This window comes from Microcoleus sp. PH2017_12_PCY_D_A (genome assembly GCF_020738565.1).
GTDB lineage: Bacteria > Cyanobacteriota > Cyanobacteriia > Cyanobacteriales > Microcoleaceae > Microcoleus.
Genome location: NZ_JAEQCI010000012.1, coordinates 76,797 through 91,018, shown reverse-complemented (window position 1 = coordinate 91,018; position 14,222 = coordinate 76,797). Strand labels below are relative to the sequence as shown.

Here is a 14,222-nt window from a genome sequence, read left to right as displayed (position 1 = left end):
GGTAATGGGGAATAACTGGTTCCAAGGCTGTGCTTGATAACGAATAAAAGTCTTCCTGATGACCAATGACTAATGACTAATGACTAATGACTAATGACTTCTTCTTACCACTATTTTTAGGAGCAATTTATGGGCATAAAACTGCTGAAACTAGAGTTTTCAGAACCGATAAATCCGATTCGCGGACTTGAGAAATATGAAAAAATCCGCCTCTTGGTATGCTACCGGGGAGTGCCTCTCAAATGGGTGGAAATATTGAACGATCCTTGGCAGGCAATGATTGGGGCCGATCGCGTGCGATCGACAATTGTGGCCCAATTAGGCAAGGAATTGGCAAAAGCAATTCTCCCTCTTCAGTTGGGCCTGCAAACAGAGCCAAATTATCCGCTGCCGCCGATTAGCGTGGTCATCTGCACGCGCGATCGCACGGACTTGCTCAAAGGCGCTTTGGAAGCAATTCTTGCCGTGGACTATCCCGATCGCGAAATCATCGTCATAGACAACGCTCCTTCCAACACCAGCACCGCTGAATTGGTCGCGCGATTGCCTGTACGCTACGTCAAGGAAGAACGGCCAGGATTGGATTGGGCGCGCAATCGCGGCATCGCTGAAGCCAGCCACGAGATTGTTGTTTTTACAGACGACGACGTGCGGCCCGATGTCGGTTGGCTGCGGGGAATGGCTGCGGGTTTTGCCGATCCGGAAATTATGGCAGTTAGCGGTTTAGTGGCGCCGGCGGAACTCGAAACAGAGGCTCAAACTCAATTTGAATTCGGCTATGGGGGGATGCTGCAATATCTCCACAGTTTTAAGGTTGATGGTAGCAAGCTTTCGACGAAGAGCTTGCTGTGGGCCAGCGCTTACGGAGTCGGCGCCAATATGGCTTTCCGGCGGCAAGTGTTCGCCGAAGTTGGGACTTTTGACCCGGCTTTGGATGTGGGGACTCCGACTCGGGGGGCTGGGGATATCGAGATGTTTCACCGGATTTTGGCGAAGGGATACTCGACTTTCTACGAGCCCAGAGCTTTTGTGTGGCACGTACACAGGCGCAGCGGCGAGGCTTTGAGCCGGCAGTTAAGGGATAACGGGCGCGGTTTTGGGGCTTATTTGCTGACGTGCGATCGCAACCGCACAGTCAGCCGCCTAGAAATTTTGCATTTTGCTTGGTCTCAGTGGCTGAACTGGTGGCTGCTGCGCCGTTTGATACGTCCGGGCTGGTTCCCCCGCAAATTGGTAGCGAGCGAGTTGCTGGGAGCTCTGCAAAGTCCTTTTGCTTACAGGGAAGCGCAGTTGCAAGCGCAGCGGTTGGCCGCTCTCCCGGATCCAGAATTGCAGGAAGTTGAAGGGCCGGTAATTGTTGGGGGTGTACAGTGATCAATGCAGTAAAACTGGTAAATCGGCGCAAAATTGCTCATTTTTTCGATTTGCTGCGGGAGTTGGTCGATCGCGACATGAAACTACTCTACAAGCGATCGACCCTGGGGATTGCTTGGACTCTGATCAATCCGCTGTTGCAGTTGGCGGTTTTTTCCTTTGTATTTCGATCGGTAATTCCGGTAAATATTCCCCAGTTTTCTTCCTTTGCCTTCAGCGGTTTATTAATTTGGACTTGGAGTCAGACGGCGCTGTTTCAAGCAACCGGACTAATTACTGGCAACCTGCCTTTAATCAGACAACCAAATTTTCCGACAGCTATTTTACCTGTAGTGACAACTACCACCGGATTGATTCACTTTTTACTGGCGCTGCCGGTGCTAATTATCTTTTTGGCAATGGACGGAATTCAGCCAAGTTCGGCGCTGTTTTCCCTGCCACTTTTGATGATTATTCAATTCATTTTGACCGTGAGTTTGGCCTATCCCCTCGCTGCCATTAACGTGACTTTCCGCGACACCCAGCACACTTTGGGCGTGTTGTTGCAGATGCTTTTTTACCTAACTCCAATTTTCTACGACCTCAAAAGCGTGCCCAAAGAATTTCAGCCTTTATATCAGTTAAATCCGATGGTGCCGCTGATTGAAGCTTACCGAACAATACTGCTCAAAGGTATTCAGCCGGACTGGCCAACCCTGCTAATTCTGAGCTTGGTTGTGGCTGCTCTTTTGCCGCTCGGACTAGGAATTTTTAGACGACAAAGCGATCGATTTGTGGAGGAATTATAAATGCGTCAAGCTATTGTTGTCAACGGTTTGGGGAAACGTTTCAACCGCTACAGTGCCGATCGACCTCTGACAATTATGGAGGCCGCATTGTGGGGTTGGTGGCGGATGAAACCCCAGGCAAATTTTTGGGCGCTGCGGGATGTCAGCTTTACAGTTTCTCCCGGGGAAATGCTGGGAATTCTCGGCAAGAATGGGGCGGGAAAATCGACACTGCTGCAACTTATCGGCGGTATCGGCCGCGCTGAAGAAGGCACGATTAAAGTTAACGGTAGAATTGGCGGTTTGTTGGATTTGGGTGCTGGTTTTCACTCAGATTTAACTGGTAGAGAAAATGTGTTTGTGGGTGCGGTGGTAGCAGGTTTGACTCGCCGGGAAGCGGCGCGGCGGTTTGACGCTATTGTTGAATTTGCGGAATTAGAACAGTTTATCGACAGCCCGCTGCGGACTTACAGCACGGGGATGCGAATGCGGTTGGCATTTTCGGTGGCAATTCATACCAATCCAGAGGTGCTGTTAATTGATGAATATTTGTCGGTTGGGGATGTGGCTTTTCAAACTAAATGTTTGAAAAAAATCGACGAGTTTAAGAATCAAGGTGCCGCGATTGTTTTAATTTCTCACAGTGCGGCGCAAATTCAAAAAACTTGCGATCGCGGTATGTGGCTGCGGGAAGGTAAAATCATGGCTTACGGCGAGACGGAAGTCGTAGTCGGTCAGTATTTGTCGGAAATGCGATCGGAAACTGACAAGCGCACTCCCATGCGTCCTCCTCAAGTTACAAGTACGGGATCGGAATTGCGAGTTAACGAAAACCGTTTCGGTTCTTTGGAAGTAGAAATTACGGATGTCAAAGTGTTACCGGATGAGGAAATAGACAGCGGTGACACAATTACTATTGAAATTCATTACGATGTTCCAAAACCAATTTCTGCTGCGATTTTTGGCGTAACAATCAGCCGGGAAGACGGTCAAAGTTGTTTTGAGACTAATACTAATCAAATGGGCCGGTTGATACCGCTGGCGAAAGGTAAAGGCAAAATCCGGCTGCACGTAGACAGGTTGGATTTAGGAAACGGGCAGTATTACGTGAATCCTGGGGTATACGAGAAGAGTTGGGCCTACGCTTACGATTATCAGTGGCACGTTTATCCGCTGTACGTGCGATCGACTGTACACCAAAAAACCATCCTTTGTCCGCCCTACCGCTGGGAATTTGACGGCAAAATGCAGGTTGCAGATTTGCCAGAAACAACTGACAAAGTTCACGCTTTGAACAAAAATAATCCCAGCTACGCCAAGATTTCCACTCAGTTGAAAAATAAGCAGTCACCAGACTTTTTAATGATTGGCGCTCAAAAGTGCAGCACCGAGGCTTTATACGGCTATCTCGACAATCACTTGCAAAATATCAAAGAAGGTGCTAAGCAAGTACACTTTTTTGAATTGAATTTCGAGCGCGGTGTTGAGTGGTACAGCAAGCAGTTGACGCGGAGTGTCGCGGGTGACAAGGTGCTGCTGTGGGAGATGACTGCTTACTATATTTACCATCCCTTGGTGGCCGAGCGAGTTTACAAGTGCTTCCCGGATGTTAAGCTGATCGTGATGCTCCGCAACCCGGTACAAAGGGCGTGGATGCACTATCATTTAGAAGTGGCGATCGGCTGCGAAAAGCTGGATTTTGAAAAGGCGATCGCATCTGAACCCGACAGACTCAAAGGTGAGATCGAAAAAATCAAAGCCGATGAAGGCTATTACAGTTTCAATCACCAGCATTATTCCTACTTATCGCGGGGAATTTATGTCGAACAAATCAAGAATTGGCTCGATTATTTCCCCCGGGAACAGTTGCTAATCCTCAAAAGCGAAGACTTTAACAAAAATCCGGGTAACGTGTTTTCTAGGGTGTTAGATTTCTTAGACATCAAGGTGAGTGCTGTCAAAGAATATCAGGGGAATAATACTGAGGATTACAGTAATATGCCTGCGGAAATCGAACAAGAATTAACCAATTATTTTAAGCCTTACAATCAGGAGCTTTCTGATTTGTTGAAGGAAGATTTTAGTTGGAGTTAGGAGAATAGTTTTTAACCGCAGAGAGCGCAGAGAGCACAGAGAGAAGCATGAATTATACTTTTTTCTTCTCTCCCTCTTTCTTCTCTCCCTCTGTGTCCTCTGCGCTCTCTGCGGTTAAAAAAATCGTAATTGCTCAACTACCCCCCCTCCCCTGAAACTGCCTTCTAGACACAGCTTCAGATTGTGAATTTTCAGCAAAAAGCTTCTTCTTCAATAAAATTTACGAGAGAATGAGGGTTTCAGCTTTCTGATTTGTTGAAGGAAGATTTTAGTTGGAGTTAGGATGTTTGTGAAACCGCAGATGAACGCGGATAAATACGGTAAAACATAATTCCTGTAGGGGCGGGTTCGCCAACCATATTTAATTTTTACCAACAATCTAGATAAACCCGCCCCCACCCAACGAAAGAAATTAGATCGCCCATTTATCAATATAAAATCTAACAATGAAAAAACGAATATTTTTAGTGGGTTCTCCAAGAAGCGGTACTACAATCCTTCAGAGTTTATTGGCCGCTCATCCCGAAGTTATTTCTTTTCCTGAATCTAAGTTTTTTCACTATTTATTGTACGACAAGTTTGTGGCAAAGTTGCCAAGTAGGATGGAATCTTTTTTTAAGGATGAGATTAATCGCCCTGAACTTTTGCAAGGTTTTGATGACAGTCAAAGTGTGGAAGCTAAAGTTAGTTGGTTTGTGGGAGTTTTGGATGGTTTGGCTGCGGAACAACACAAAAGCATTTGGTTGGAAAAAACGCCGGAACACATCTATTTTATTCCTGATATAGAGCGCTTTTTGCCGGATGTTAAGTTTATACATATTTTGCGAAACAGTATGGATTGCATCGCTTCTATGCATGAGGCTACTCGGGATTTTAACGAATTGTGGGGCGGTGGTTGGGATTTAGCTCGCTGTATCGATGGATGGAAATATGCAGTATTAACTAGCCATAAATATCTTGATAAATCTAATCATATCTTGGTTAAATATGAAGAGCTTGTAGACAATAAAAAGTTAGTCTTAGAGGATATTTGTAATTTCCTTGGAATTGAGTATGATGCTGGAATGCTGATTAATTATAAAGAAAAAGCAGCTAAGTTGAGTTTAAATTTACCTTGGCATCAAGGAATTGCCAGGGATATTCAAAGCACTAAGGTTCACAAATATCATGGAGTTTTTAAAGATAGTGAAATTAAAAATATTCTAACTCATATCGAGTGGGTAAATTCGAGAATTGCCTACAAGGTTACGGTGGAGGTGAGCGAATTCATTGCGGATATTAAGGTTCCACAAATATTCGATCGCGTTTGCTGTACAATCAAGTTAGCAGGTGTTGAACTCGAAGTTAGGGATTTGCAGCTTAATACTATACCAATCCTTTGGCTGCTCCTTCGACAATACAATAGCATGGCTGGGCTCTTATTTCTACGCAAGTCCCTTATTGAATTGCCAGTCTGTGACGGGATTGTGGCGGGTGCGGTGTTGGCAGATGCGATCGCAGCCCAGTTTGCTTGGCCAATTCTCTCACGCTTCTTTCAAGACAATCCCGAAACTCCCCAACTGGAATGGACGCTATTTTTGCAAGAAATCTGGAATCGTCCGCATTGGGTTGAGGCTAATTTTTACAATCCCGAAACCGCCGATGAAGCAGTCACAATCACTCTCGATGGAGACTTGATTGCTGTGGAAGTTAGCGCAGAATTGCCTAACATCAAAGTTGAGCTTGCTGAAATAGACGTGTTGGTGAAAATAGGCGGTGTAGCGATCGCTATTGTAACCGTTGCGGTGGAAAATAATTTTGTTTCTGCTCAAAAAGTGCGATCGACAATTATTCGACATATCGGTTTTGAGTTGTGCGTCGCCACCGTGCGAGAAGCTTTGCTTGGCAAATCATTTGATAGTGAGACATCGTTGCGATCGCGCTTAGCCTCTGCCGCCCAACAAAGGTCGAATCAGCCCGACTGGTTGAATGCAGCTAGTTCTGGAGGCATTTACCCCCAAGATGCGGTGATGTTTGGCCGGCGATGCGGTGCAACAGGAACCAGTGTCAGCCGTCGGGCCGCACTTCCAGCCCAGGCGCTGCGGGAATTAACGAAATCAGCAGCAATCGCAGGGGAAGCGATAATCCAAATTCCCAGAGAAAACGAGTTGCCAAAGCAAGTATTTTACGCACCGGAAATCATTTGGCAAAAATCGCCTTACCGAGAAGTTTCTCACTCAGTGAAACCTCAAATATTTGATAATGATAGCATTACAAAAAAACTTCCTATTCTCGCCTACCGTCGTATTTCTCCCGATGGTTTAAATGCAATTACTCCGCAGGTGTTTGAACAGCAGTTGCACTATCTCAAAGAGAATCGTTATTACAGTGCAACTTGGGAAGATTGGCAAAATGCAAAACTAACTAAAACTCCTTTACGAGGTAAAGCTGTATTACTTACTTTTGACGGTGGCTATCTCGACTTTTTTACCTATGCTTTCCCTTTGCTAAAACGCTTTGATTTTACAGCAACTGTTTTTCTAGTAGCCGAGTCAGTAGGAAAGACAAATAGTTGGGAAAAAGCAGATACTGAACAAGTGCAGTTAATGGGATGGCCAGAAATTCGGCAATTGCAGGATGCAGGGATTGAATTTGGTTCCATGTCTGCCACTTATCAGCCTCTGACTGCATTGTCACCCACAGAAATTGTGCGCGAAGGGGCTAAATCCCGCGCTATCTTGGAACGGGGATTAGGGAAATCTGTGAGAGTTTTTGCTTATCCTTACGGGAATGTCGATAAAATTGTAGCACATTTAATCGGAGCAAGTGGGTATAGTTTCGGTATATCATATAGATCGAGTACGAGCAATTTTAACGATTCTTTAATGTCGCTACCGCGCATTCAAGTCACAGCAGAAAATTTCTGGGAATTGGTTCGTAGTGAGGACTTTAGTCCGCATTCATAAAGGAATGAAATCCTCACTACAAATACCAGAAAATTTCTGGAAATTGGTTCGTAGTGAGGACTTTAGTCCGCATTCATAAAGGAATGAAATCCTCACTACGAACCTAATTTAGGATTGTTTAGATAATTGCTAGAAACTTTTTCTCAGCCGCTGCATCAATCCCTGAAATTTACGCCACAAATAACCGCCAAATCCTCTGGAAATCTTCTCAAACTTATAATAAAATAAAATATCCATGATATCTTCAGTTTTCATATACTTTAAATAAGAAATCATTTTATCTGTCAGTTCATCATTCACATCATCAATATACTTTCTCACCGCCAACCTTTCCGAAATATTCCATTTCCCATCAAACTTGCGGTGCATTTGGGTTTCATAATCCCGAAAATCTGAGATTTTCCCATCCAAATATTTTTCAATGTATTTCCCAGCGATTTCAGCGCCATCCATCCCGTGTCTGATACCCTCACCGCCCAGAAAATTAACTGTCGAGACAGTATCGCCGATCGCAATTATGTTATCCTTCCAATAAATATCCTGCAAACCGCGACTGTATTTCAGCGTTGAACCGTGCTTGTCAATAATTTTATAATTTTTAGACTTCAAATATTCATCAATCAGCAAATCAATATACTGTTTCAGCGGTGACAAATGCTTAACCGTTTTGGCATCTAAAAAAATGCGTCCCGCACCAACTTTCAGTCTATTTTGTTCCATGGGAAATATCCAAGAATAACCCTTAGGCATCCATTTGTCACCCAAAAAGAAGATTAAATCATTGGCATATTTATTGTAAACTTCCGGTTCAACTTCAATTAAATATTCGATGCCGGTTCCCGACAAAAAATTAGGCTTGTCGTTTTCTTTGTCGTACATAATCGCCCTAGCAAAGCCAGTAGCATCAACCAAGACTTTCGTGCTAACTTTGATAAGTTGACCGTCAGATAACTGTTTAAATTCTACTGCGGTTTCGCCGTTGGCTTGAGAATGTCCGGTGTAGCGACAACCAAGCCAAACTTCACCGCCAAATCGCTCAACTTCGTCGGCTAAAAATGCTCTAAATTTTGCAAAGTTGAGTACAACTCCCAAACTTTCGGGAGATTCCCAAGTTTGAGTAACTTTGCTAGTTTCAATAGTCAGTTTGTGCCAAAAACTGCCGATAACTGATTCGGGTAAATCGAATTGAGAGAGGGTTTCTAAAGGTGTGGCGGCGCTGGAAAAGTCATTTTTATTAAAATTGTCGTTTTGTTCTGCAAGCAAGACTGTGCGGCCTGATTTGGCGAGGATTCTTGCACAGTGACCTCCTGCTGGGCCGGCTCCTACTATTACTATATCAAAACTTTTTAAATTCATCTTGCTTTTAAATCGCTTCCAATGTCAAAATACCCGCCGAAATATCAACTACTAACCGCCGATTTTTCAGCCATTGCCGGCCGATTAAAATTTCCGGTACTCCGTCACCTACATGAACAGGAATATCGAATTCTTGTTCGTAAATTCTAATTTTTGCTGCATAAATATCGAAATTAAATTCTCCTTTTGCTGTCCGCATTTTTTGCCGCCTAATATAAGTCCAATCAAGTCCTTCTAAATCCTGAATATCCATTGCTAGCCAGCCCGAAAAACCTGTATCTAGCAGAGCATCAACAGGTAATTCTAAGCCGTTATCAGCAATCAATGCAATTTCAAAAAATAGCTCATCCTCATCACCAAATGTTCCTTGAATCATATCGTGCCACAAACCCCTGTAGGGTTGATGCGGAACATGAACGGGATAGCATTTGGGTGTTTCTGGTGGCACATTTTGGTAGCCACCATATCATCCTTGTCGATAAAATATTCCCCGCTGTCGGGTTCAACTGCCATGTACCAGTTGTAGTGGGTTTGAATTAATTCTGGTTTTAGGCGATCGAAAATTGGTTTGCAGCGCTGATAAAATGCTTCTCTTTCAGCATACCATTGGGCTATTTCTTCTGAAGAACGTGTGCGTTTTGGGTGCAATCTTTTCCGGGGTACTGTGCGAGTTGGGTTGAGATAAGTCATTGTTGATTCTCCTTTGTGTCAGATGGTACTATATTAGCTCGTCCTCATCACCAAATCTTCCCTCCATCATATCGTGCCACAAACTCCGGTTTCATTGATCCTAGTTGATTCTCCTTTGTGTCAGATGGTACTATATTTATGAGTTCAAGAGAATTTTCCTGAAACCAATCATGGCAAACACTTTCAACTTAACTTCTAATTCTGATAATTTTACAGTCCCTCCTGGTTTGATGGCTCAGTTTCCTGGAGGTGTTCTTGGCTTGGAAGGCAATGATACAATCAGAGGCTCGTCTGAAAGTGAAATCATTAACGGAAATGCTGGTAAAGATATTTTATTCGGTGGTGATGGCAATGACAACTTGCAAGGCGGTAAAGGGGAAGATGATTTATCTGGTGAAGGCGGCAGAGACATTTTGACTGGTGGTTCTGATGATGATTATATCGTGGGTGGTGACGGAGATGATGTCTTGAATGGCGGCCGAGGTGATGATTTATTAGAAGGAGGCGCGGGTAACGATACTCTGAGTGGCGATCGGGGTTACACTAATTACAGAGGCGGAACGGGCAGCGATGTGTTTGTGCTGAGAACGGATGTTGTTGCAGAAGATCCCAGGCGTAACTCTAACCGTAGTTTTAGTGGTTCGGCATGGGATGCTATTCTAGACTTTGAAAGGTCGGTCGATCGCATTGGCTTGACTGGCGGTTTAACTGAGGCAAATATTACACTTATTCCCTTTTCTTTCGCGCTATCGAATGTTATTTTCATTTCAGGGAGGTTTCCTCGAGAAGGCAAAATTTCAGCCGCCGATACAGATGTAGATAAAAATAGCCGTTATGACGGTACTACGATTCAAATTGCTGCCACAGGTCAAATTTTAGGTAGAGTTCTGAGTGTGACACCATCTGATTTGCAGGGTCGTTTTATTACACTCTCATAGAGCGGTATTTTTGAGGATCTGTCTCGAATGGTAAGGTGCGCAGTGCGCACCCTACAATTCTAGCTATTTACACGCTAACTGGAGACTCTTTGCGGCTGAATGTTGCCAAGATGCGATCGCACATTTGCGACGGATTCAATCCCAAACTGGCAAATGACTGCTCTGGTGTAGCGTGATCCACCAATGTATCAGGTACGCCCAGCCGCATTAATGGAACCAGGATATTGTTATCCATCAAAGCTTCGGCTACTGCTGAACCGAAACCGCCCATCAAACAGCCTTCTTCCATTGTGACAACTTTGCCAATTCGCTGTGCTAAAGGTAAGATTAATTCCGTATCCAAAGGCTTGACAAAACGCGCATTAATCACAGTTGCTTCGATGCCGTGTTCGCTCAACATCTCGGCGGTTTGCATTGCCGGATACACCATCGAACCGTAACCTAAGATTAGCACGTCATCGCCGTTGCGGAGAATTTCCGCTTTGCCGATCGCCAATTCTTCCCAACCTTCTTCCATCAGAGGGACGCCGTAACCGTTGCCGCGCGGGTAACGCATGGCGATCGGGCCGCTGGTGTGGTTGATGCCGGTGACTACCATCCGCTGCAATTCCGCCTCGTCTTTCGGCGCCATAATTGTCATGTTTGGCAAGCAGCGCAAGTAGGAAATGTCGTACATTCCTTGGTGCGTCGGGCCGTCAGCGCCGACAATTCCAGCGCGATCCAAACAGAAGAAAACAGGCAAGTTTTGGATGCAGACATCGTGAACTATTTGGTCGTATCCCCGCTGCAAAAATGTCGAGTAAATTGCGACAACCGGGCGCATTCCTTCGCAGGCTAAACCTGCCGATAAAGTCACTGCGTGCTGTTCGGCAATGCCAACATCAATGTACTGTTTCGGCAGTTTTTCCTGAAGTTTGTCAAGGCAAGTTCCGGTTGCCATTGCAGCGGTAATGCCGACAATTTTAGGATTATTTTCTGCTAGCTTGACCAGGGCGTGGGCAAATACTTTTGCGTAGGCTGGTGGTTTGGGTTTGGTGGAAGGAATACCTTTGCCCGTGGCTAAGTTAAAGGGATTTTGGGCGTGATATCCTACTTGGTCTTTTTCGGCGATCGCATATCCTTTGCCCTTCACCGTCACCACGTGAACCAACACAGGCCCTTGGATAGTATGACCTTGTTTGAAAGTAGCAATTAACTCTTCCAAATTGTGTCCGTCTACCGGGCCCATGTAGGTAAAGCCCAATTCTTCAATTACAGCCCCTACTTTCGATACGGCTAAACGTTTCATGCCTTCTTTGAGGCGTTCCATTTCCGGGGTAAAAGTTTCGCCCACAAAGGGAATTTGTTTGAATTGTTCCTCTAAGTTATCTTTGAGAAACTGTACCGGCTGCGAGAGTCGCATCTTGTTCAAATAGCGGGTAATTGCGCCGACGTTGGGCGAGATTGACATCTCGTTGTCGTTAAGCACTACCATCACATTGGTTTTCGGCATATGGCCCGCGTGGTTGATCGCTTCGAGTGCCATACCCCCTGTCAGCGCACCGTCGCCAATGACTGCTACGGTTTTAAAGTTTTCGCCCTTGAGGTCGCGCGCCATCGCCATCCCTAAGGCTGCGGAGATGCTCGTGGAAGCGTGACCGGCGCCGAAATGGTCAAATTTGCTCTCGCAGCGCTTGAGATAGCCTGCAACGCCGTCTTTTTGGCGCAGGGTGTGGAATTCGTTATAGCGGCCAGTGATCAATTTGTGCGGATAAGCTTGGTGGCCGACATCCCAGGTAACTTTGTCGCGATCGAGGTCGAGTGTTTGGTAAAGTGCTAAGGTCAGTTCGACTACACCCAATCCCGGGCCGAGGTGTCCGCCGCTGGCTGCTACAGTTTCTAAATGCTTTTCTCGAATTTGTCGGGCAATTTGTTCGAGTTGATGAATCGAGAGGCCGTGTAATTGGTTTGGATGAGTCAGTTCGCTGAGATGCATATTTTAAAATCCCGCTCCTAAGAATTAGGACGAATCCTTAACAGATATAGGTTGTGTCTGCGGCGTTGGTACGCGCAAACTTAGAATAGTTTACCTGTTATTTGAGAAAAACTGTTAGGCGTAAGATTTTTGTTATTTTTGACCTGGTAATTATAATAAGTAAGTCGCCAACAGTCAATATAAAAATTGCTTATGTTTTTAGTTGGTAACGGCTAATTATTAGCTGCACGGGGATTATTAGCACTTTAAAACTGGTTTTTGTACTGATGGCTGACTTTTTAGCCATTGGGTTTCTACAAGCGCACTGTGATGCAAAATCATTAACTGCGACTTGCTAAAAGCTTCTAGCGCGTAGGTACAACCGTGCAAATCGCTAAACTCAACTTCAACAAATTCTGCATCGTATTCATCAACTACTGTCCCCACTTGACCGCGATACAAGCCCTGGTGTGGTAAGTCTTCTAGTAATGCAACGACATCAAGCAGTTTGATTGTGAAATTCATTTTTAGATACCTCTTTCACGGAATATAACAAGTTACTAAGCGGGGAAAATTCTCGGTAGTTCTGATAATCCAAGCACTCCGTACTATAGCTTGTTTGTCGAGTCGAGTCATTAGAAAATCAACTACATATCTCTGACCGTGCCGGTCTTGTTGAGTCGGAATTGCTTCTGAAGTCAAAATTGCTTTCAACAAAGCTCTTCGCAGTTCGTCTACGTCCTCTAAGCCTATGCCTAAAGCCGATCGGAACACGCGCGCTTTATGTTGTCCATCGGAATGCTCTAAATCTAGACAGTAAGTTGACAGCTTCCTGATGTCAATTATAGCGCGATCGGCGTTAGGTAGCTTCATGATAACTGTAAAATTTCAGTACAAGTATAAATTCGCTCGTTGGATTGGTGAAGTTACTTTTAATATCAGAAGTTAAGTTGGGTCGATCGATCGCCTTTTCAGTTAGCATTAAGACAACAAAGCAGATCGCCCTTCACGATTTACTGCTTGCCAATTCAAACACAAAAGGGCGATCGCACTTATCCGTTAAAGCATTCGCTCTATCTCAGATGTCCGAGCATCTGGCAATTTTTCAGCCCCAGTCGTATCAAAGACGATCGCGTGTTTAGTCGCGGGTACTAACCGCCGTAAAATCTGGATATAGCCCTCAGCATCGCCGCGGCGGTGGAAGCGCGCCACAACCAATCGCTGCATATTCGGCAGTTGCCGCACGATACACCAGGGATGAATGTGTGATTTAGGCTTTGATGTTGGTATCATAGGAAAATCGTGCCCCGCGTTTGCGGGGTTGGGTAGAAAAGCGATCGCCCTCAAGTTTTCCAGGCTAGGAGGGCGATCGTTTTCAGTGTACATAGATATCATATGTTGCATACGCATCAATGTCAAGTTAAAACATGGGATACGTTAGACTGCGGATTCGAGAACTAGCTGAACAAAAGGGTTGGACGCTAAAGCAAGTTGCCGATCGATCCGGAGTCAACTACAACACTGTCAGAAGCTACGTTCAGCGCGATACCTTAAACACAGTCGATTTGTCTGCTGTCTACAAAATTGCCCGCGCCTTCGACGTGACGATGGAAGATTTGGTTGAGATATTGGAAGATTGAGGGCTCAGAAATGGGGCGAGTTAGACTAAAAATTCGAGAGTTGGCAGAAGAAAAGGGTTGGACGCTGCAAGATGTGGCCGATCGCTCTGGCGTTAATTACAATACAGTTAAGGGTTACGCTAGACGGGATGACGGCATGAATACAGTTGACCTGAGTGCCGTTCAGAAAATCGCTATGGCTTTTGATGTCATGATTGAAGATTTGGTCGAGTTTTTGGAATAGTAAGGGCGATCGGGCTAATGGGCTACGTGAGGCTGCGGATTCGAGAACTAGCTGAGCAAAAGGGTTGGACGTTCAAAGAAGTTGCCGATCGCTCGGGAGTCAACTACAACACCGTAAAAAGCTACGGGAGACGCGACGCTTTGAACACAGTCGATTTGTCTGCTGTCTACAAAATTGCCCGCGCCTTCGACGTGACGATGGAAGATTTAGTTGAGATTTTGGAAGATTGAGGGCGCACCAA

General features: G+C 45.1%; 15 protein-coding genes. 8 read left to right on the top strand and 7 right to left on the bottom strand.

Translation table 11 applies throughout. The features are described 5' to 3' along the window. Nucleotides 1-129 precede the first annotated feature (129 nt). From JGK39_RS01880 to JGK39_RS01865, 4 genes are all read left to right on the top strand, one after another. Nucleotides 130-1,374: a glycosyltransferase gene (locus JGK39_RS01880; protein WP_293247141.1), complete on the top strand. Its 1,245-nt coding sequence runs from the start codon at nucleotides 130-132 to the stop codon at nucleotides 1,372-1,374. Continuing rightward, entirely contained in the window at nucleotides 1,371-2,162 is a 792-nt protein-coding gene (locus JGK39_RS01875; protein ID WP_293247138.1) for an ABC transporter permease, read from the top strand. The genes JGK39_RS01880 and JGK39_RS01875 overlap by 4 nt, the downstream gene beginning before the upstream one ends. After that, the gene (locus JGK39_RS01870; RefSeq protein ID WP_293247134.1) at nucleotides 2,163-4,235 is read left to right on the top strand and encodes an ATP-binding cassette domain-containing protein; all 2,073 of its coding nucleotides are present in this window, start codon (nucleotides 2,163-2,165) and stop codon (nucleotides 4,233-4,235) included. A 446-nt stretch (nucleotides 4,236-4,681) separates the two neighbouring features. Continuing rightward, nucleotides 4,682-7,180 carry a sulfotransferase gene (locus JGK39_RS01865; RefSeq protein WP_293295566.1) on the top strand — a complete coding sequence of 833 codons (2,499 nt, stop codon included), beginning with the start codon at nucleotides 4,682-4,684 and terminating at the stop codon, nucleotides 7,178-7,180. Nucleotides 7,181-7,309: 129 nt separating this feature from the next. Here JGK39_RS01865 and JGK39_RS01860 read toward each other — a convergent pair whose 3' ends face one another. The 3 genes from JGK39_RS01860 to JGK39_RS01850 are packed head-to-tail and all read right to left on the bottom strand — an operon-like array spanning nucleotide 7,310 to nucleotide 9,226. Next, a complete protein-coding gene (locus JGK39_RS01860; RefSeq protein WP_293247128.1) occupies nucleotides 7,310-8,536 on the bottom strand; it encodes an NAD(P)/FAD-dependent oxidoreductase in 1,227 nt (408 codons plus the stop codon). A 7-nt stretch (nucleotides 8,537-8,543) separates the two neighbouring features. After that, the gene (locus JGK39_RS01855; RefSeq protein WP_293247125.1) at nucleotides 8,544-8,912 is read right to left on the bottom strand and encodes an aspartyl protease; all 369 of its coding nucleotides are present in this window, start codon (nucleotides 8,910-8,912) and stop codon (nucleotides 8,544-8,546) included. After that, nucleotides 8,909-9,226, bottom strand: a complete 318-nt coding sequence (locus JGK39_RS01850; RefSeq protein ID WP_293247122.1) for a hypothetical protein — start codon at nucleotides 9,224-9,226, stop codon at nucleotides 8,909-8,911. Before JGK39_RS01850 ends, JGK39_RS01855 begins: the two co-directional genes overlap by 4 nt. A gap of 170 nt (nucleotides 9,227-9,396) precedes the next feature. Here JGK39_RS01850 and JGK39_RS01845 point away from each other — a divergent pair, with 170 nt between their 5' ends. Beyond that, nucleotides 9,397-10,164, top strand: a complete 768-nt coding sequence (locus JGK39_RS01845) for a calcium-binding protein (RefSeq protein WP_293247119.1) — start codon at nucleotides 9,397-9,399, stop codon at nucleotides 10,162-10,164. Between the two features lie 67 nt (nucleotides 10,165-10,231). Here the strand turns inward: JGK39_RS01845 and dxs are convergent, their stop codons facing one another. The 4 genes from dxs to JGK39_RS01825 all read right to left on the bottom strand — a co-directional run bounded on the left by dxs (nucleotide 10,232) and on the right by JGK39_RS01825 (nucleotide 13,504). After that, complete coding sequence (gene dxs / locus JGK39_RS01840) at nucleotides 10,232-12,139, bottom strand: 1-deoxy-D-xylulose-5-phosphate synthase (RefSeq protein ID WP_293247116.1); 1,908 nt, start codon at nucleotides 12,137-12,139, stop codon at nucleotides 10,232-10,234. Between the two features lie 237 nt (nucleotides 12,140-12,376). Next, nucleotides 12,377-12,643 carry a DUF4926 domain-containing protein gene (locus JGK39_RS01835; protein ID WP_293247113.1) on the bottom strand — a complete coding sequence of 89 codons (267 nt, stop codon included), beginning with the start codon at nucleotides 12,641-12,643 and terminating at the stop codon, nucleotides 12,377-12,379. 15 nt (nucleotides 12,644-12,658) lie between these two features. Further along, nucleotides 12,659-12,991 carry a DUF6883 domain-containing protein gene (locus JGK39_RS01830; protein WP_293247110.1) on the bottom strand — a complete coding sequence of 111 codons (333 nt, stop codon included), beginning with the start codon at nucleotides 12,989-12,991 and terminating at the stop codon, nucleotides 12,659-12,661. 186 nt (nucleotides 12,992-13,177) lie between these two features. Then, entirely contained in the window at nucleotides 13,178-13,504 is a 327-nt protein-coding gene (locus tag JGK39_RS01825) for a hypothetical protein (protein ID WP_293247107.1), read from the bottom strand. 41 nt (nucleotides 13,505-13,545) lie between these two features. Here JGK39_RS01825 and JGK39_RS01820 point away from each other — a divergent pair, with 41 nt between their 5' ends. The 3 genes from JGK39_RS01820 to JGK39_RS01810 are packed head-to-tail and all read left to right on the top strand — an operon-like array spanning nucleotide 13,546 to nucleotide 14,211. Then, on the top strand, nucleotides 13,546-13,758 hold the full coding sequence (locus JGK39_RS01820; protein ID WP_236502947.1) for a helix-turn-helix transcriptional regulator: 213 nt from the start codon (nucleotides 13,546-13,548) through the stop codon (nucleotides 13,756-13,758). Between the two features lie 10 nt (nucleotides 13,759-13,768). Then, nucleotides 13,769-13,981 (top strand): helix-turn-helix transcriptional regulator, encoded by a 213-nt coding sequence (locus JGK39_RS01815; protein WP_293247098.1) that lies wholly within the window; start codon nucleotides 13,769-13,771, stop codon nucleotides 13,979-13,981. Nucleotides 13,982-13,998: 17 nt separating this feature from the next. Further along, the gene (locus tag JGK39_RS01810; RefSeq protein ID WP_293247095.1) at nucleotides 13,999-14,211 is read left to right on the top strand and encodes a helix-turn-helix transcriptional regulator; all 213 of its coding nucleotides are present in this window, start codon (nucleotides 13,999-14,001) and stop codon (nucleotides 14,209-14,211) included. Nucleotides 14,212-14,222 lie beyond the last annotated feature (11 nt).

Coding starts and splice junctions, on each gene's coding strand:
- JGK39_RS01880 (WP_293247141.1), top strand. CDS start 130: ATGGGCATAAAACTGCTGAAACTAGAGTTTTCAGAACCGATAAATCCG.
- JGK39_RS01870 (WP_293247134.1), top strand. CDS start 2,163: ATGCGTCAAGCTATTGTTGTCAACGGTTTGGGGAAACGTTTCAACCGC.
- JGK39_RS01865 (WP_293295566.1), top strand. CDS start 4,682: ATGAAAAAACGAATATTTTTAGTGGGTTCTCCAAGAAGCGGTACTACA.
- JGK39_RS01860 (WP_293247128.1), bottom strand. CDS start 8,536: ATGAATTTAAAAAGTTTTGATATAGTAATAGTAGGAGCCGGCCCAGCA.
- JGK39_RS01855 (WP_293247125.1), bottom strand. CDS start 8,912: ATGATTCAAGGAACATTTGGTGATGAGGATGAGCTATTTTTTGAAATT.
- JGK39_RS01850 (WP_293247122.1), bottom strand. CDS start 9,226: ATGACTTATCTCAACCCAACTCGCACAGTACCCCGGAAAAGATTGCAC.
- JGK39_RS01845 (WP_293247119.1), top strand. CDS start 9,397: ATGGCAAACACTTTCAACTTAACTTCTAATTCTGATAATTTTACAGTC.
- dxs (WP_293247116.1), bottom strand. CDS start 12,139: ATGCATCTCAGCGAACTGACTCATCCAAACCAATTACACGGCCTCTCG.
- JGK39_RS01835 (WP_293247113.1), bottom strand. CDS start 12,643: ATGAATTTCACAATCAAACTGCTTGATGTCGTTGCATTACTAGAAGAC.
- JGK39_RS01830 (WP_293247110.1), bottom strand. CDS start 12,991: ATGAAGCTACCTAACGCCGATCGCGCTATAATTGACATCAGGAAGCTG.
- JGK39_RS01825 (WP_293247107.1), bottom strand. CDS start 13,504: ATGTACACTGAAAACGATCGCCCTCCTAGCCTGGAAAACTTGAGGGCG.
- JGK39_RS01820 (WP_236502947.1), top strand. CDS start 13,546: ATGGGATACGTTAGACTGCGGATTCGAGAACTAGCTGAACAAAAGGGT.
- JGK39_RS01815 (WP_293247098.1), top strand. CDS start 13,769: ATGGGGCGAGTTAGACTAAAAATTCGAGAGTTGGCAGAAGAAAAGGGT.
- JGK39_RS01810 (WP_293247095.1), top strand. CDS start 13,999: ATGGGCTACGTGAGGCTGCGGATTCGAGAACTAGCTGAGCAAAAGGGT.